Consider the following 14778-nt stretch of genomic DNA (forward strand, 5'->3'; position numbering starts at 1 on the left):
CATGTCCATTTCCATTTCTGAAGCCGCAGCGCGGCACGTCAATCGCTACATTGCCAAACGCGGCAAGGGCGTCGGCGTGCGCCTGGGTGTGAAGACCACGGGCTGTTCCGGCATGGCCTACAAGCTGGAGTACGCCGACGAGATCGCCCCGGAAGACGTGGTGTTCGAGGACAACGGCGTGAAGGTGCTTGTCGACCCCAAGAGCCTGGCCTATATCGACGGCACGCAGCTCGACTTCGTGCGTGAGGGCCTCAACGAGGGCTTCCGTTTCAACAACCCGAACGAGCGCGACCGTTGCGGCTGCGGCGAGAGCTTCAGGATTTGATGCCACGTTTCTCCACCGAGCCGCCCGTGCTGTCCAGCGCCGGCGGCTTTGTTTTGCCATGAACCTGAACCTGCAATCGACCGACTTCGAGATATTCGACCTGCCCCCCCGGTTCACCGTGGACCGCGCTGCGCTCGACGCGCGCTGGAAAGACCTGCAGCGCGAGGCTCACCCCGACCGCTTTGCCACCGCGGATGCTCAGACGCAGCGTCAGGCCATGCAGTGGTCGGTGCGGATCAATGAGGCCTACCAGCGTCTGAAGGACCCGCTCAAACGCGCGGCCTACCTGTGCGAGCTGCACGGTGCACCGATCCAGGCCGAGAACAACACCGCCATGCCGGCGGCCTTCCTGATGCAGCAGATGCAGTGGCGCGAAGACCTGGATGAGGCCAGCGCGGTGGCGGACCTGGAGCGCATGGCCGATGACGTGGCTGCTGCGCGCGGCGACATGTTGCAAGCTCTGCAGACGACGGCCGACGAGTTGCGCGACTGGCCCGCGCTGGCCCGCCAGGTCAGAGCCCTTATGTTCGTTGAGCGCTTTGCGCGCGATGTGGAAAGCCGCATCGATCTGCTGGGACAATAGACAACTGTCCCCTTTGAACCGATCGTGACCCATGGCGCTTCTGCAGATTTCCGAACCCGGCCAATCCCTCGACCCCCACCAGCGCCGCGTGGCGGTGGGCATCGACCTGGGCACCACGCATTCGCTGGTGGCAGCCGTGCGTCATGGCATCGCCGAATGCCTGCCTGCCACCGATGGCCGTGTGATCCTGCCCAGCGTCGTGCGCTACCTCGATCCCGCGCAGGGCGGCTCGGGGCGGCAGATCGGTTTCGAGGCGCTCGCCGCGCAGGTGCAGGACCCGGCCAACACCGTGAGCTCGGTCAAGCGCCTCATGGGCCGCAGCCTCGCGCAGGTGGCCGATGTGGACAAGCTCTCGTACAACGTGGTCGAGCAGGACGGCATGGCCGTGGTCGAAACCGTGGCCGGGCGCAAGACGCCGATGGAGGTGAGCGCCGAGATCCTGGCCACGTTGCGTTTCCGTGCCGAAGACAGCTTCGACGATGAACTCTATGGCGCCGTCATCACCGTGCCCGCGTACTTCGACGATGCACAGCGCCAGGCCACCAAGGACGCGGCTCAACTCGCCGGCATCAACGTGCTGCGCCTGATCAACGAGCCCACGGCCGCTGCCATTGCCTATGGACTGGACAACGGCTCGGAAGGCGTCTACGCGATCTACGACCTGGGTGGCGGCACCTTCGACATTTCCATCCTGCGCCTCACGAAAGGCGTGTTCGAAGTCATGGCCACTGGCGGCGACTCGGCCCTGGGCGGCGACGACTACGACCAGGCTTTGGCCGCCTGGGTGTTGGCGCAGCAGGGCGTGAGCGCCACGCTCAATGCGTCGGAACGTGCCGCGGTGCATGCCGAGGCCCGGCGCGTGAAGGAAGCCCTGTCGTCGTCGGCCAGCGAGACCTTCCGCGCCAGCGTGGACGGCCAGGCCGTCGAGCAAACCGTCACCCCGGAAGACTTCGAGGCCTGCACGGCCGCGCTCACCACGCGCACCATGACGGCCGTGCGCAAGGTGCTGCGCGATGCCCGCGTGGGCAAGGACGAGGTGCAGGGCGTGGTCATGGTCGGTGGTTCGACCCGCATGCCGGTGGTTCGCCGCACGGTGGGCGCATTCTTCGGCCAGGAGCCGCTGACCAATCTCAACCCCGATGAGGTCGTGGCGCTCGGCGCCGCCATCCAGGCCAACGCGCTCGCCGGCAACAGCCGCGATGGCGACCTGCTCCTGCTCGATGTGATTCCCCTCTCGCTCGGTATCGAGACCATGGGTGGCCTCGTCGAGCGCATCGTGCCACGCAACAGCTCCATCCCCACCGCGCTCGCACAGGACTTCACCACCTACCAGGACGGCCAGACCGCGCTGGCGCTGCACGTGGTGCAAGGAGAACGCGACCTGGTTGCCGACTGCCGCAGCCTCGCGCGCTTCGAGCTGCGCGGTATTCCGCCCATGGTGGCCGGCGCGGCACGCATCCGCGTGACCTTCACGGTGGACGCCGATGGGCTGCTGTCGGTGAGCGCGAAAGAGCAGGGCAGTGGCGTGGAGGCCCGCGTGGACGTGAAACCCGCCTATGGCCTGAGCGACGAGCAGATTGCCGCCATGCTGCAGGACAGCTTTGCCACCGCCTCGCAGGACATACAGGCGCGTGCGTTGGTCGAAGCCCGTGTGGACGCGGACCGCATGATTGCCGCCACCCGAACCGCGCTGGCCGCCGACGCAGATCTGCTGGAAGCCGACGAACGCCAGCGCATCGACGCCCTCATCGAATCACTGACACAGTCCTTGGGCAGCACCGAGGCCGCCGCCATCGAGGCCGCGACCGCGGCCCTGGCCAAGGGCACGGAAGCATTCGCAGCCCTGCGCATGAACCGCGGCATCCGGCAGGCCCTGTCCGGCAAGAAACTCGAAGAAGTCTGAACCCCATGCCCATCATCAAAATCCTGCCCCATCCCGAATACTGCCCCCAGGGCGCCAGCATCTCGGCGCCCGCCGGCACTTCGATCTGCGAGGCTCTGCTGGACAACAAGATCAACATCGAACATGCGTGCGACATGAGCGCTGCCTGCACCACGTGCCACGTGATCGTGCGTGAGGGTTTCAACAGCTTGAACGAACTCGACGAGACCGAAGAAGACCTGCTCGACCGCGCCTGGGGCCTGGAGCCAAACTCTCGCCTCTCGTGCCAGGCCATCCTGGCGCAGAACGACGTGACGGTGGAAATCCCCAAGTACTCGATCAACCACGCCAAGGAAATTCATTAACCCCCACGCTCCGCCGTGGGGCGGCCCGGCGGCGGATCGTCTTTCTCCGGAGACTTGAAGAATATGCGCCAGATCGTCCTCGACACCGAAACCACCGGCCTGTCCGCCGACAACGGCGACCGCATCATCGAGATCGGCTGTGTCGAGCTGCTCAACCGCAAGCTCACCGGCAACAACCTTCACTTCTACGTGAACCCCGAGCGCGACAGCCACGAGGACGCGCTCAAGGTGCATGGCATCAGCAACGAGTTCCTGCGTGACAAGCCCAAGTTCGCCGCCATCGTCGACGAGTTGCTGGAATACCTGCGCGACGCCGAGCTGATCATCCACAACGCGCCGTTCGATATCAGCTTCCTCAACAAGGAGCTCGACCGGCTGGGCCGCCCGCCGATCAAGACCGTGATCGGCCAGGTGACGGACAGCCTGGTGATGGCCAAGGAAATGTTCCCGGGCAAGCGCAACGGCCTGGATGCCCTGTGTGACCGCCTGGGCGTGGACAACTCCGGGCGCACGCTGCACGGCGCGCTGCTCGACGCCGAGTTGCTGGCCGACGTCTACATCAACATGACGCGCGGTCAGGATGCCTTGCTGATGGACCTGGGTGATGCACCCGACGAGAACGGTCTCACCGAGTCGCTGGATTTGAGCAACTTCGAGTTGCCGGTGCTGCTTGCCAACGAACAGGAAGTGCAAGCTCATGACGACGTGTTGGCCGACCTGGACAAGGCCAGCAAGGGAAAAACCGTGTGGCGTTCGCTTGCACCTGCCTGAAAGCGCCAAAAACCTGGCTATAATCTGAGGCTTCCGATCGATCGATGCCTTGTTGCATCATTGAACGATCGGGCGGTTAGCTCAGTGGTAGAGCACTGCCTTCACACGGCAGGGGTCGCAGGTTCGAACCCTGCACCGCCCACCAAGACATCAACCCCCGTTGGCCTCGGCCACCGGGGGTTTTCGTTTTTTTGGGCTTCGCTTCAGTGGTGATCGCTGCTGCTGGAACTCGATGAGCTGGAGACTTTGGGGGAGTTGCCCTCGCTGCTGGTCTCGGGCCGGTGCGGCAGCGGTGGCAGAGGGATCTCACTGCCCGAGCCCTCATCTTCGCTGCTGTACGCAGGCACGTCGACTGCTTCGATGGAGCCTTCCAGGTTGTCATCGTCGGCCTGGGTGGGGAGTGACGTGTCCGGCGTCATGCCCAGGCATTTGCGAACCCCCTTGATGGCCCTCGTGGCAATGCCGGCCACCCCATGGATGCCGTGTTCCCACAGAGGCAGGCCATACAGGGTTTTGGCTGTCCAGCCGACGATCGCGTTGGCGGCCACGGTGCTCGCGGTGAACGTCGCAATGGCCATCTGGTCCGGCGTCAGGCCGATGCTGTTGAGCGGCTCGCTGGCAAGCGTGGTGTTGTTCATCGCCGCCAGTGCCGTGGCTTCACTTCGGCGTTGATCGTATTCCATCAGCGCCATGCCCAGCAGGATGGCCTGGCTGGTGGTGGTGGCCAGCACCGTCATGTAGCCCAGCACGCGCGAGACGCTGCGGATCTTCAGCGGTGCGCCATCGAGCCATGGCTCTGGCGCAGGGCTTTCGCCGACCATCGAAGACATGATCCGCCTGGCCGCCTGATGGGCTCTGGCGTTGCGCGTTTCCAGGTTGTTGAGCTCCTTCTTGCTCCGCCTGGCCGCGGCCAGTATTGATTTGAGCGACTGGCGCAACTGCCCATGGGTGGCGATCAGCGTGGCCTCGTAGCTCAGCATGTCGTTCCAGTGCACATCGTTGACGTGGTGCGAGCTCCGGTAGTCCTCGACGCGTTTGAGCATCTCCTCGATTTTGTGGATCAGGTTCAAGGCATCGGTGCACCGCTGACGCCACAGGGCCAGGGTCACGCGGGCCGCGTCTCTTTTGGCTTTCAGCACCGCAGGGTGTCCGCCGTCGCTCAGGTCCACGCCCTGGTACTTGGCGCGCCACACGTTTTGCCATTCGAACATCGAGATCATGGCGATGGAGCCCAGCACGGTGTGGGCCAGCATGTCGGGCACGCGGGTCAACGCACCTCCCATGCCGAGCTTCCAGAACAGGTTGGCCGCGCCCGACATGCCGTTGAGCACGGTGAAGGTGTGCACCGGTATTTCGTCGGTGATGAAGGAGCGCGTGCGCGCAGCGCCCACCACCGCCGAAGACGGGTCGGGCTGTCCCGGCTTCACGCGGCCGTCGGGCAGGCGCTCGGGCACCTTGGCGTTCGAGCGCAGCCGCCGCGGAATGCGCGAGCTGCCATCGGTCTTCTTTTCGCCCTCCCGCTTGATCAGCCCGTCCACGATGGTGTTCATGATCTTGCGGTACTTCTCCTCGTCCTCGGCACTGCCCTCCAGCCAGGCCCGGATGTAGAGCGCGTGCGCGGTCTGGTAGTTGATGTAGGCGGCCTGATCGGGCGAACCGTAGCTCACCCCCGCGCTGCGCCAGGCGCCCCCATAGGGTTCGCCGAAGGCCACCTGCGTGAGCGGAACGCCCAGCATGGTGAACAGCGGGGCATACACGGACGCCGCTGGCAGGCCACTGGCCACCATGGCTGCACCGTAGGCGTTGCCCACCACCTTGCCCAGGCCGAAGGTCAGCCAGTACATCACCATGGCGGCGTAGGTGCTCGTGCGGATGCGCCGGTTGCGCAAGTCCTTCTCACGGTCCAGCGTTTCCTTTTGGGCCTGTGCGTTGGCGGCGGCCAGGTCGGGCACCTGGGCCAGCAACTCGGCCTGGGCATCTGCCGACAGCTTGGACATGGCCTCCATCTGCCTCAGCAGCTTGGTGACCCAGGCGGCACCCTGGTTGACCATGCCGTGGGAATCGCGCGGGGTGGGTACCAGCATCACGTCGATGCGGGGTGATGTGGGGCCTGACGAGGGGGTTCTGGGTGAGCCGGGTGCGGAGTGACTCAGCACGCTCGACAGACCGAAGCGCTCGCGCTTGCTCACGGGCGGGCTGCTCTGGCCCATCGGGGACGCGGGTTGCACCGGCAGGGGCGGCAAAGGAGGCAAGCGCAAGCCGCTGCTGTCCGGCGGTCCGCCGAAGATCTTGCTGAATGCCAGCACGTCTTCGTCCTGCCCTTGCCGCGCTTCACGGTCCGGGTCGTGTTCGTCGCTGTGGGTGGCGTTGTTGTCGAAATCTGGAACGTCCATGGGGTCCTCCTCAGGCGTGGGTTGCTTTGTCGAGCAGGGCGTCCTGAAGGAACCAGTCCGGATCGAGCAAACCCTTGAGCAAGCCGTTGCGCCAGCTCAGCACCAGATCGGCGAAACCCTGGATGGCTTTGGCCAGTTGCTCACCTTTCGTGTGGTCGTCGGTGGGCATGCCCACGCTGAACAGCACGCGGTCGTGGCTGGCGTCGTAGCAGAAGAGGCCATTGAGGTCGCCCATCCAGAGCATCTGCTGGGCCAGCAAGGCTTCGTACACGGCCAGGCGTTGTTTGGGTTCCGGGGCTCCTACCTCGAAAATGGCTTGAACTCCGGCCGGAAACGAGGTTTTCATCATCAATTCGATGTCAACCCCATTGATGTTGATGGGCTGACCCAGGCCAAGGGCAGTGCTGTCTTTGAGAGCCAGCGTCTTGCTGGCGTCGGCGCAGAGTTGGGCGAAGAATTTAGGGTCCATGATGAGCATTTGTTGAGATGAGGGTGGAAGAAAACCGCGAGTGCCAAGAGAAGAGCTTTGACAAGCAGCCCTCGCGGCGCTCCGGCCTTCCATTAAAGTTTGCTGCCTGGCAGTTTGTTCAAGTAATTGGTCTTGAATGCCAGATTGGTTTCCCAGGGTTTCGGCTTGCTCATTTCCAGCACACTGGTGGCAATCAAACGCAACTCATCGACTTTCATCAAATGTTTTTGCATGTTGACGATTTCCGGTGGAATCGGTTTCTTTTCAAATTCGTGCGCTCGCAGTGACAATCCGACCTCGATCCCGTCTTGAACTGCCCGCTGGATGGCAGCTTTCACGGCGTCGGGGACGTCGTTGTCCTGGCGCATGTCGGCCAGAATCATGGCGTAGGGCAGGCAATACCTTTCATATGCTCGCACCACCGGTCGAGCACTCACGATCAGTCGCTCGTAATTGCCATACCGGATGGCCTTGCTCACATCCTTTCCGATGATGTTGAAGACCTTGGCGTAGAGATCGGCTGTCGCGCCCCAAATCGCCGTTGTGTTGGGCGACAAGGAATCGGAGCCGAACAGGAAACGGTCCGGATAATCCGACAGCAGTTTGCAGAAGGCTTGAACCCGGGACTCGTCGTCCACGATATCCAGTTGTGATTTGCGCAAAAGTTGCTTGGCCACGGTATCCCACGAGAGGTCAAAATACACATGGCTGTGGGCCTTCGACTCCAGAATTTGCCTCAGCCGTTCCAAATGGCCATCGCTGATGGTCGAATACTTGCCCAGCCCTCCGGCGTGCGCCCAGATGATCTTTGTGTTCACGCAGAGCGGGTCGGCCAGAAAGGCCTTGATGGGTTCGAAATAGGCGGGAACACCTTCGACACGGTTGAGCATGACGTCGACATCGCAGTGCAGGACCACGGGCATGCCGATCACGCCACAGGTCCTCATGAGGCCTTTGATTCCGGCGGACCTGTCGTTCAGGTTGGCCTGGTGTTCGACCGGCACCTTTTTCTCCACCCACTCCTTGTGAATGGTGATCTCGCCCACCCCGGTGAACACGCCGGGATTGTTCGACAGCTTGCGCAGCAAATCCTCCGAGCAGCGCAAATCTCCCAGCACCAGACCCGTGATCATTGGGTCAAAGCGTTTTTTCTGCTCTTCGTTCAACTGTCTGTAGCGCGTGGCGGTGTCCGCATCCACGCCTGGGTTGTAATAAAGAGGCGCATCTTTCTCTAGATTTGATTGGTAGGTGGTGCTGTCGATATTGACTATGTTTTTCTTGATGTGTGAACTGGAGATGTAATAGTTGGCCTCATTCGTGGGGTATCCAGTGGCGGGGTTGTAGTCGTCATGAGCGTGATCGTAGTTGTGGTCGTAGTCGTGATCGTGATTTCCGCAACCGCGGGCCAGCACATTGGTGGGAATGGGGCTCAAGGTGGTGTACATGATTTTCAGTTCATCCATGGCGGCCAGCAGAAGCACGGGGTCCGTGCCCTGCTGGACATAGTTCGTCGGATGAAAATGCACATCGGCGACCTTGTACCGTTTCCGGGTCCTTGCAACCCCTTCACTGGGGGGCTTTTGGGTACTGGATTTGATTGAAAGATGGAGATCCATGGTGCAGCCCTTTCAGATCTTGGCGCCGATCTGAAAACCGGTGAAATAGCTCTTTTGCCATTCCTGACCGAGTGCTGCGGCACCCTTGATCTCCTCCATGAGGTGATCGAAAGTGGTGGTATTGGCATCCAGCGAAATCGTGAAGATCGCATGGCCGTTGGCTGGCGAAATGCTGAACCGTGAATTCGCCACGGCGAAAGCGTCGTAGTTCTGTTTCAGGAGATTCAGGTAGGCCAATTCCGGATTCTTGGTCGGCGTGGCACCCAGGTCGGCGTAGACGAAAAACCGGTCTTTGTCGATTTCCGCGTCGTGCAGGAGCGAGCACAGGATGTTGGAGACCTCGAAGGCACCGCCGGCGACGATGTGCTTGGGATCGAGGCCGTTTTTGGTGGCGAACGCAGTGGCCAGTTTTTCAAAGTTCGGGTTCATGGTGTGGGGATGGAAGGGGGTGACAGGGTCCAAGCCAGGGCTTGAACATGCATGACCGGACTGTCTGCACACAGCGTGAGTGCAGGTTCGGCGCCCCGCGTGCCGCTCTCTGCGGTTTCAAGCCCAGTGGCCCGACAGGGGTACAGGGTGCTCTGGTGCAAAGACACGATGTACGCGGCCGGGCATGTGCCTCAGGCTGAGGCCATGTCCGACCTTTCTCTGCTCCCTGGCCCCCCGCTTTCAGACACCGTCGGTACCTTGGAAAGCGAGGATGTGTCTTCGGCCTTGCGGGCTCCCGTGGACTGGGGGAGCGAATTTCAAACGCAGGCCCGCTCCATACGGCGTTGGCTCACCCGCCGGGTGGGTTCGGCAATGGATGCCGAAGACGTGGTGCAGGACACCTTTCTGCAGGCGCACCGGGGTGGCCACCACTTTCGCGGTGACTCGCGCCCGTCCACCTGGCTCTACGGCATCGCGTTGAATCTGTCGCGGCGTTGGCTGGCCGCGCAGGGCATCTCAAGGCGTTTGTGCGAACCGGAGACTTGCGAGGAAATCGGCCTGTCGCCGGAGCCGGCCGAGTTGTTGGCCAGCCGGCAGGCGCTGGCAGCCCTGGACCGTGCCATGGCCGAGTTGCCAGCAACGCAGGCAGAGGTGTTGTGGTTGGTCGCGGTGGAGGAGCTGAGCCGTGACGAAATCGCGCTGCGATTGGCCATCACTCCCGCCGCAGTGCGGTCCCGCTTGTCGCGTGCCCGGGCTCAGTTGCGCGCGGGGATGGGCTCGGCTTGACCACCGTTTGCCGATGTGGCGCCGTGTTTTCAGCATGGGAGGGGGCGGCCATCTGGAGCCGCTGTGCGTTGAGCACGCAGGTCTGATGGCGCGTCTGCTGGACGATGCCGAGGGGGCGCACTGGACAGCCATTGCGCGCCCCGATCCGCGCGATCCTGTGCCGTGGGTGCTCACGCGTCTGAGCAAAACGCCAGCCTGCTATGTGGTTTTCCAGGGTGAGCAGCCCGTGGGATACGCGCAGTTGCGGCTGGAAGAGGACGTGGGGAGCCCGGCACTGTGGTTGACGCCATCTCTGCGCCAGCGCGGGCATGGTTCGCGGGTCATACGCGGTTTGGCGGGCCTGGCCGAACGCGCTCGGCTCCATGCCCTGGTCACAGGCATACGCCACGGCAATGTGGCCTCACGTGCCGCATTTCAGCGCTGTGGCTGGGCCGAGACCGACTGGCGGGTGGGCGCGCCTTTCAGCGACTGCGGGATCTGGGCGATGGCCGTGAATGGCGCGGCGTCGAGGTCTGCACTGAATCTGGCTGCTCTGCGGTTCTACAGAGCATCGGCTCCCTTGCTCGGGTTGCACCTGCACGCTGCCGTGCCATGAAGGCGCTCAGCCCGGCTTGGCCGCGGCGGCCGCGCGCAGCTTGTCCTTCTTGCTGGGGCGTTTGCCTTTGACGCCGCCGCCAGCCTCGCTCACTGGCGCCACCTCGGTGGGCTCCAGCCCGGGCACCACTTCCAACGGCAAGCTCAGCCCTTGGCGTTTTTCGATCAGGCGCCAATGCGCCTCGGTGGCCGGGGTGACGAAGCTCACGGCCAGGCCGCTGGCGCCCGCGCGACCGGTGCGGCCGATGCGGTGCACATAGTCCACGGCAGAGCGGGGCAGGTCGTAGTTCACCACCACCGGCAGCTGGCTGATGTCGATGCCGCGCGCGGCCAGGTCGGTGGTCACCACCACGTCCCAGCGTTTTTCCTTGAACTCGTCCAGGGCTTGCTTGCGCGCGCCCTGGCTCAGGCCCCCATGGAAGGAGGTGGCGTACAGATCGCCCTGATGCAACTTGGAGGCCACGCGTTCGGCCAGGTACTGCGTGGCCACGAACACCAGCACGCGCTGCCAGCCCTGCGTCTTGATGAGCTGGCGCAGCAACTGCGTGCGGCGTGTGCTGTCGACCAGAAAGGCCCGTTGAAGGATCACCGCTTCCTCGACTTCAACGCCGGGCACATCAATGCGCTGCGGCTCGCGCAGCAGGTTGCCGGCCAGTTCCTGCACGTCGGGCGGGAAGGTGGCGGAGAAAAAGAGGTTCTGGCGCACGGCGGGCAGCAGCGCCAGCACGCGGGCGAGTTCGTCGGCAAAGCCCAGGTCGAGCAGGCGGTCGGCTTCGTCGAGCACCAGCAATTCCACACTGGCAAGTTTCAGGGCGTTGTGCTCGACCAGATCGAGCAGGCGCCCCGGCGTGGCCACGACCACATCGGCGCCGCCGCGCAGGGCCAGCATCTGCGGATTGATGGACACACCGCCAAACACCACGGCTGTCTTGGTCTTGACGGGGAGGTGTTGCGCCAGGCTGCGCACGACTTCACCGACCTGCGCGGCCAGCTCGCGCGTGGGCACCAGGACCAGCGCGCGTACGCGCCGGGGTGTGTGGCCGGGGCTGACCATCAGGCGCTGCAGCAGCGGCAGCACATAAGCGGCGGTCTTGCCGGAGCCGGTCTGGGCGGTGGCGAGCACGTCACCCCCGCTGAGCACGGCAGGAACCGCAGCTTGCTGAATGGGTGTGGGGGTGGTGAAGCCGAGTTCGGCAGCGGCTTGGGCGAGGGCGGGCGCGAGGCCCAGGGCGTGGAATGGCATGGTGTCGGATTGGTTCGGCCCAGTGTACCGGTGGTGCGCGTGCAAGCGGGTGGAGCGCGCTACGATCCAGCCCCATGAAAAGCAAGCTCTCCACCGGTGGTCTGGTCTATTCCACCGAAGCAGGTCGCATGTGCCCGGCGTGTCGCCAGCCGGTGGCGCAATGTGTGTGCAAGCAGGCCACGGCCGTGCCGGCGGGCGACGGCGTGGTGCGTGTGTCGCGCGAGACCAAGGGCCGCGGCGGCAAGGCGGTCACGCTGGTGAAAGGCGTTGCGCTCGAGGGGCAGCAACTGGCCGATCTGGGCAAGCGTCTGAAGGCGGCTTGTGGATCGGGGGGCACCGTCAAGGACGGTGTGATCGAGATCCAGGGCGATCACGTGGACAAGGTGATGGCCGCGCTCCAGGCGCAGGGCCACACCGTCAAGCGCGCGGGCGGCTGAGCCCGCGGTCAGGTCAGAAGGGCTTGCGTCCGCTGATCAGGCGCAACAGCACCATGACCACAGCGATCACCAGCAGCACGTGGACGAAGCCACCCAGGGTGGTGGAGGTGACCAGGCCGAGCAGCCAGAGGACGAGCAGCACGACGGCGATGGTGTAGAGCATGGTGAATCCTTATTTCAATCGAGCAGGAGGACGTTTGCGAATCTGGGTCCACCAGGCCAGCGCGCCGACCAGCGTCATGGTCGCCACGGTGAGCAGCGGTCGGCGGCGCAGCAGGCCCAGGCCCGTGCCCAGTGCCAGCACACGGGTTGTGGATGAGCGCTTCTCACGTGGCTTCATCCACCATCTCGTGAGTGCTCCAAAGGCCAGGCTGGCCAAGGGATGGTTGCCGATGCTCCGGACCCACGGCAGCGCCGAGAACTGACCCAGACCGCTGTGCGCAAAGGCTTCGCGACGCGCGTGATCGGCCTCCAGCCACTGCGTCATCTGGGCGCGACTGCGCGCCAGGCGCTGTTGGGCAGATTCAGCGGGGTTCATGGCTCGGTGGTTCTGCGCAACATGGCCGCGTCCTGCGCAAGCTGCTCGCGCAGCGTGGCAAAGGCGGGCTCCACCGGGTTGCTGTTGGACACCCAGAGCGCCAGCGCGCCCAGCAGGGCCGGAACCAGCGGGACGAACCACAACAACCAGGGTTGCTGCATCGACGCCGCCGGCAACGACGCCCACAGCAACACGGCCACGCCGCCGAGAATGGCTGCCACCATCAGACCCAGAAGGCCGACGATCTGCAGGGCGATGCGCCGTTTGAGTTGCGCACCGCTGATGGCCAATTCTTCTGCCAGCAGGCCGGCATAGCCCGCGGCGTGTTCCGCCAGCAATTGCGGTTGTGACGCCGCGAGTCGGAACACGGGGTGAAGCATGGACGTTGCCGCCCGCGATCAGCGGCCGGAGTGGTGGTTGCGGCTGAACAGGGCCACGAGCGCCATCAGCCCAGCACCCACCGCTGCAGCCATGAGCACCGACTTCATGGGTTCATGCTGGATGTAGGTGGTGGCCGTGTCTTTGGCATGCAGGGATCTGTCGCGCAGTTGGTCTGCACCGTCGCGCACCTTGTCGATGCCACGGTGCAACAGCGCGTCCGAGTCGGAGGCCAGCTGGCGCAGCGCCTGTCCGGTTTCCGCGCGCGCATGCTCCAGTCCGTTGGACATTTCATGCAGGCCTTGGCCGATGCCGCTGCGGGCTGAATGGGCAGCACGTTCCGCGGTTTGCGCCGCGTCGTGAGCCAGGGTGGAGAGCTCGTCTCCCACGTATTTGTCAGACTTGATCATGGGCGTCTTTCATGAGGGTGGAACAGTGGACCCGAAGCCGGCGCTGGCCGGCTTGCGGATCACTTCTTGGTGTCGACCTGATTGCCGATCAGGCCACCGATGGCGGCACCTCCGAGGGTGCCCATCGTGCTGCCGCCGGTGAGGACGGCGCCGCCGACCGCACCAGCACCTGCACCAATGGCGGTGTTCTGGTCCTGGCGCGACATGCCGCTGCAGGCGGTGAGGCCTGCGAGCAGTGCGATGGAAGCTGCGATCGTCATCGAGCGCGATGCAATGGATTTCATGGTGGTCTCCTTGATGTTGACCGTAAAAAGGGCAGCTGCGTCTTACTTCAGACGCATGTCGTTCTTGACCGACTTCACGCCCGCGACGCCCTGCGTCACGGCCACGGCGCGCTGGATGTCGGCTTGCGAATTCACGAAGCCGCTGAGTTGCACGGCGCCCTTGAAAGTTTCGACGTTGATTTCCGTCGATTTGAGGGACGCGTCATTGAAGATCGCGGCCTTCACTTTGCCGGTGATGGCGGTGTCGTCCAGGTACTGACCGGTGCTGGCCTGCTTGGAGGTGGAGGAGCACCCAGCCAGGGTCATGACGGAAGCGGCCACGGCGAGCATGACGATGGGGAAGAATTGACGCGTTTTCATGGAGTGTTCCTTGGAGTGGTTGAGCCGCGTGGCCCAACATGGTTGCAAGGTCACCGCATGGTGCAGGGCATGAAGCCCCACCGCCAATGAGCAGACTCTAAAAGGGGATTTGCACACCGTCTGTGCGCTGTCGCACCCTGGTGCAAAGGGCGGCGACGCCTCAGCGCAGGACGCTGAGCAGGCGGTCGAGTCCGCCTTCGTTGATGGCCACCATCGCCTGCGCCCGCACCGCAGGCTTGGCGTGGTACGCCACCGAGAGACCGGCCACACTCATCATGGGCAGGTCGTTGGCACCATCGCCCATGGCGATGCACTGCGCGGGCTCGATGCCCAGCAGCGAGGCCACTTCGAGCAGGGTGCGGCGCTTCTCCGCGCCGTCGCAGATGTCGCCCCAGGGCTGGTCAACCATGCGGCCGGTGAGCTGCCCGCAGTTGGGGCCACTTTCCACTTCCAGCACGTTGGCGCGCGTGAAGTCGATGCCGAGCTGCTGCCGCACGCGCTCGCTGAAGAAGGTGAAGCCACCCGAGACCAGCAGCACTTTCAGACCCGCCGCCTTGCAGGCGGTGATGAGCTCGGCCGCGCCGGGGTTGATGCGCAGGCGCTCGGTGTAGACCTGCTCCATGTCGGCGATGGTCACGCCGCGCAGCAGCGCCACGCGCTGGCGCAGGCTGTCCTTGTAGTCGGCGATCTCGCCGCGCATCGCGGCTTCGGTGATGGCGGCCACCTCGGCCTTCTTGCCCACGGCATCGGCGATTTCGTCCACACATTCGATGCTGATGAGCGTGGAGTCCATGTCGAACGCAATCAGCTTGAAATCGCTGAGCTTGAGCGGCGGTGTGAAGCCTTGAACGGTGAGGCCGGGAGCGAATTCGGTGGTGGTCATGGATGCAGGGGCTTCGACAGGCTCAGCCCGAA

20 protein-coding genes and 1 tRNA gene are annotated in these 14778 nt (G+C 64.0%); 9 read left to right on the forward strand and 12 right to left on the reverse strand.

Annotated elements, in window-relative coordinates; genetic code table 11:
• The first annotated feature begins 1 nt into the window (after position 1).
• From iscA to V6M63_RS01120, 6 genes are all read left to right on the forward strand, one after another.
• Entirely contained in the window at positions 2 to 325 is a 324-nt protein-coding gene (gene iscA, locus V6M63_RS01095) for an iron-sulfur cluster assembly protein IscA (RefSeq protein WP_332738617.1), read from the forward strand.
• Positions 326 to 389: 64 nt separating this feature from the next.
• Positions 390 to 908: a Fe-S protein assembly co-chaperone HscB gene (hscB, locus tag V6M63_RS01100; RefSeq protein ID WP_332739200.1), complete on the forward strand. Its 519-nt coding sequence runs from the start codon at positions 390 to 392 to the stop codon at positions 906 to 908.
• A 31-nt stretch (positions 909 to 939) separates the two neighbouring features.
• Entirely contained in the window at positions 940 to 2811 is a 1872-nt protein-coding gene (gene hscA, locus V6M63_RS01105) for a Fe-S protein assembly chaperone HscA (RefSeq protein WP_332738619.1), read from the forward strand.
• Positions 2812 to 2816: 5 nt separating this feature from the next.
• A complete protein-coding gene (gene fdx / locus V6M63_RS01110) occupies positions 2817 to 3155 on the forward strand; it encodes an ISC system 2Fe-2S type ferredoxin (RefSeq protein WP_332738621.1) in 339 nt (112 codons plus the stop codon).
• 63 nt (positions 3156 to 3218) lie between these two features.
• Positions 3219 to 3926 carry a DNA polymerase III subunit epsilon gene (gene dnaQ, locus V6M63_RS01115; protein WP_332738623.1) on the forward strand — a complete coding sequence of 236 codons (708 nt, stop codon included), beginning with the start codon at positions 3219 to 3221 and terminating at the stop codon, positions 3924 to 3926.
• A 70-nt stretch (positions 3927 to 3996) separates the two neighbouring features.
• A tRNA-Val gene (locus V6M63_RS01120) sits at positions 3997 to 4071 on the forward strand.
• Positions 4072 to 4129: 58 nt separating this feature from the next.
• Here the strand turns inward: V6M63_RS01120 and V6M63_RS01125 are convergent.
• The 4 genes from V6M63_RS01125 to V6M63_RS01140 all read right to left on the reverse strand — a co-directional run bounded on the left by V6M63_RS01125 (position 4130) and on the right by V6M63_RS01140 (position 8833).
• Positions 4130 to 6319 carry a hypothetical protein gene (locus V6M63_RS01125; protein ID WP_332738624.1) on the reverse strand — a complete coding sequence of 730 codons (2190 nt, stop codon included), beginning with the start codon at positions 6317 to 6319 and terminating at the stop codon, positions 4130 to 4132.
• A 10-nt stretch (positions 6320 to 6329) separates the two neighbouring features.
• A complete protein-coding gene (locus V6M63_RS01130; RefSeq protein ID WP_332738626.1) occupies positions 6330 to 6788 on the reverse strand; it encodes a hypothetical protein in 459 nt (152 codons plus the stop codon).
• Positions 6789 to 6880: 92 nt separating this feature from the next.
• The gene (locus V6M63_RS01135; protein WP_332738627.1) at positions 6881 to 8404 is read right to left on the reverse strand and encodes a hypothetical protein; all 1524 of its coding nucleotides are present in this window, start codon (positions 8402 to 8404) and stop codon (positions 6881 to 6883) included.
• Between the two features lie 12 nt (positions 8405 to 8416).
• Positions 8417 to 8833 (reverse strand): CesT family type III secretion system chaperone, encoded by a 417-nt coding sequence (locus V6M63_RS01140; protein WP_332738629.1) that lies wholly within the window; start codon positions 8831 to 8833, stop codon positions 8417 to 8419.
• A 204-nt stretch (positions 8834 to 9037) separates the two neighbouring features.
• On the opposite strand from V6M63_RS01140, the gene V6M63_RS01145 reads away from it, so the two are divergent.
• Both V6M63_RS01145 and V6M63_RS01150 read left to right on the forward strand, forming a co-directional pair.
• The gene (locus V6M63_RS01145) at positions 9038 to 9619 is read left to right on the forward strand and encodes an RNA polymerase sigma factor (protein ID WP_332738631.1); all 582 of its coding nucleotides are present in this window, start codon (positions 9038 to 9040) and stop codon (positions 9617 to 9619) included.
• A 34-nt stretch (positions 9620 to 9653) separates the two neighbouring features.
• A complete protein-coding gene (locus V6M63_RS01150; protein WP_332739202.1) occupies positions 9654 to 10214 on the forward strand; it encodes a GNAT family N-acetyltransferase in 561 nt (186 codons plus the stop codon).
• A 6-nt stretch (positions 10215 to 10220) separates the two neighbouring features.
• On the opposite strand, the gene V6M63_RS01155 is transcribed toward V6M63_RS01150, so the two are convergent.
• Positions 10221 to 11456 carry a DEAD/DEAH box helicase gene (locus V6M63_RS01155; RefSeq protein WP_332738633.1) on the reverse strand — a complete coding sequence of 412 codons (1236 nt, stop codon included), beginning with the start codon at positions 11454 to 11456 and terminating at the stop codon, positions 10221 to 10223.
• A gap of 74 nt (positions 11457 to 11530) precedes the next feature.
• Here V6M63_RS01155 and V6M63_RS01160 point away from each other — a divergent pair, with 74 nt between their 5' ends.
• On the forward strand, positions 11531 to 11893 hold the full coding sequence (locus V6M63_RS01160; protein ID WP_332738635.1) for a translation initiation factor Sui1: 363 nt from the start codon (positions 11531 to 11533) through the stop codon (positions 11891 to 11893).
• A gap of 13 nt (positions 11894 to 11906) precedes the next feature.
• On the opposite strand, the gene V6M63_RS01165 is transcribed toward V6M63_RS01160, so the two are convergent.
• The 7 genes from V6M63_RS01165 to serB all read right to left on the reverse strand — a co-directional run bounded on the left by V6M63_RS01165 (position 11907) and on the right by serB (position 14746).
• Positions 11907 to 12056 (reverse strand): lmo0937 family membrane protein, encoded by a 150-nt coding sequence (locus V6M63_RS01165; RefSeq protein ID WP_156406473.1) that lies wholly within the window; start codon positions 12054 to 12056, stop codon positions 11907 to 11909.
• 9 nt (positions 12057 to 12065) lie between these two features.
• Complete coding sequence (locus tag V6M63_RS01170) at positions 12066 to 12431, reverse strand: hypothetical protein (RefSeq protein WP_332738644.1); 366 nt, start codon at positions 12429 to 12431, stop codon at positions 12066 to 12068.
• Complete coding sequence (locus V6M63_RS01175) at positions 12428 to 12811, reverse strand: hypothetical protein (RefSeq protein ID WP_332738646.1); 384 nt, start codon at positions 12809 to 12811, stop codon at positions 12428 to 12430. The genes V6M63_RS01170 and V6M63_RS01175 overlap by 4 nt, the downstream gene beginning before the upstream one ends.
• Positions 12812 to 12829: 18 nt before the next feature.
• On the reverse strand, positions 12830 to 13219 hold the full coding sequence (locus tag V6M63_RS01180) for a hypothetical protein (protein ID WP_332738647.1): 390 nt from the start codon (positions 13217 to 13219) through the stop codon (positions 12830 to 12832).
• A gap of 59 nt (positions 13220 to 13278) precedes the next feature.
• Positions 13279 to 13479 (reverse strand): glycine zipper 2TM domain-containing protein, encoded by a 201-nt coding sequence (locus V6M63_RS01185; protein WP_156406485.1) that lies wholly within the window; start codon positions 13477 to 13479, stop codon positions 13279 to 13281.
• Positions 13480 to 13545: 66 nt separating this feature from the next.
• Entirely contained in the window at positions 13546 to 13863 is a 318-nt protein-coding gene (locus V6M63_RS01190; protein ID WP_332738652.1) for a BON domain-containing protein, read from the reverse strand.
• 160 nt (positions 13864 to 14023) lie between these two features.
• A complete protein-coding gene (gene serB, locus V6M63_RS01195) occupies positions 14024 to 14746 on the reverse strand; it encodes a phosphoserine phosphatase SerB (protein WP_332738654.1) in 723 nt (240 codons plus the stop codon).
• Between the last annotated feature and the right edge of the window lie 32 nt (positions 14747 to 14778).

Source organism: Hydrogenophaga sp. (genome assembly GCF_036675665.1).
Taxonomy (GTDB): Bacteria; Pseudomonadota; Gammaproteobacteria; order Burkholderiales; family Burkholderiaceae_C; genus Hydrogenophaga.

Bases quoted from the DNA above. Each gene is read 5' to 3' on its own strand.
- V6M63_RS01125 (WP_332738624.1), bottom strand. From the start codon at position 6,319: ATGGACGTTCCAGATTTCGACAACAACGCCACCCACAGCGACGAACAC.
- V6M63_RS01155 (WP_332738633.1), bottom strand. From the start codon at position 11,456: ATGCCATTCCACGCCCTGGGCCTCGCGCCCGCCCTCGCCCAAGCCGCT.
- V6M63_RS01185 (WP_156406485.1), bottom strand. From the start codon at position 13,479: ATGACGATCGCAGCTTCCATCGCACTGCTCGCAGGCCTCACCGCCTGC.
- V6M63_RS01165 (WP_156406473.1), bottom strand. From the start codon at position 12,056: ATGCTCTACACCATCGCCGTCGTGCTGCTCGTCCTCTGGCTGCTCGGC.
- serB (WP_332738654.1), bottom strand. From the start codon at position 14,746: ATGACCACCACCGAATTCGCTCCCGGCCTCACCGTTCAAGGCTTCACA.
- V6M63_RS01150 (WP_332739202.1), top strand. From the start codon at position 9,654: ATGGGAGGGGGCGGCCATCTGGAGCCGCTGTGCGTTGAGCACGCAGGT.
- V6M63_RS01130 (WP_332738626.1), bottom strand. From the start codon at position 6,788: ATGGACCCTAAATTCTTCGCCCAACTCTGCGCCGACGCCAGCAAGACG.
- iscA (WP_332738617.1), top strand. From the start codon at position 2: ATGTCCATTTCCATTTCTGAAGCCGCAGCGCGGCACGTCAATCGCTAC.
- V6M63_RS01160 (WP_332738635.1), top strand. From the start codon at position 11,531: ATGAAAAGCAAGCTCTCCACCGGTGGTCTGGTCTATTCCACCGAAGCA.
- V6M63_RS01190 (WP_332738652.1), bottom strand. From the start codon at position 13,863: ATGAAAACGCGTCAATTCTTCCCCATCGTCATGCTCGCCGTGGCCGCT.
- V6M63_RS01170 (WP_332738644.1), bottom strand. From the start codon at position 12,431: ATGAACCCCGCTGAATCTGCCCAACAGCGCCTGGCGCGCAGTCGCGCC.
- V6M63_RS01180 (WP_332738647.1), bottom strand. From the start codon at position 13,219: ATGATCAAGTCTGACAAATACGTGGGAGACGAGCTCTCCACCCTGGCT.
- V6M63_RS01140 (WP_332738629.1), bottom strand. From the start codon at position 8,833: ATGAACCCGAACTTTGAAAAACTGGCCACTGCGTTCGCCACCAAAAAC.
- V6M63_RS01175 (WP_332738646.1), bottom strand. From the start codon at position 12,811: ATGCTTCACCCCGTGTTCCGACTCGCGGCGTCACAACCGCAATTGCTG.
- fdx (WP_332738621.1), top strand. From the start codon at position 2,817: ATGCCCATCATCAAAATCCTGCCCCATCCCGAATACTGCCCCCAGGGC.
- V6M63_RS01145 (WP_332738631.1), top strand. From the start codon at position 9,038: ATGTCCGACCTTTCTCTGCTCCCTGGCCCCCCGCTTTCAGACACCGTC.
- dnaQ (WP_332738623.1), top strand. From the start codon at position 3,219: ATGCGCCAGATCGTCCTCGACACCGAAACCACCGGCCTGTCCGCCGAC.
- hscA (WP_332738619.1), top strand. From the start codon at position 940: ATGGCGCTTCTGCAGATTTCCGAACCCGGCCAATCCCTCGACCCCCAC.
- V6M63_RS01135 (WP_332738627.1), bottom strand. From the start codon at position 8,404: ATGGATCTCCATCTTTCAATCAAATCCAGTACCCAAAAGCCCCCCAGT.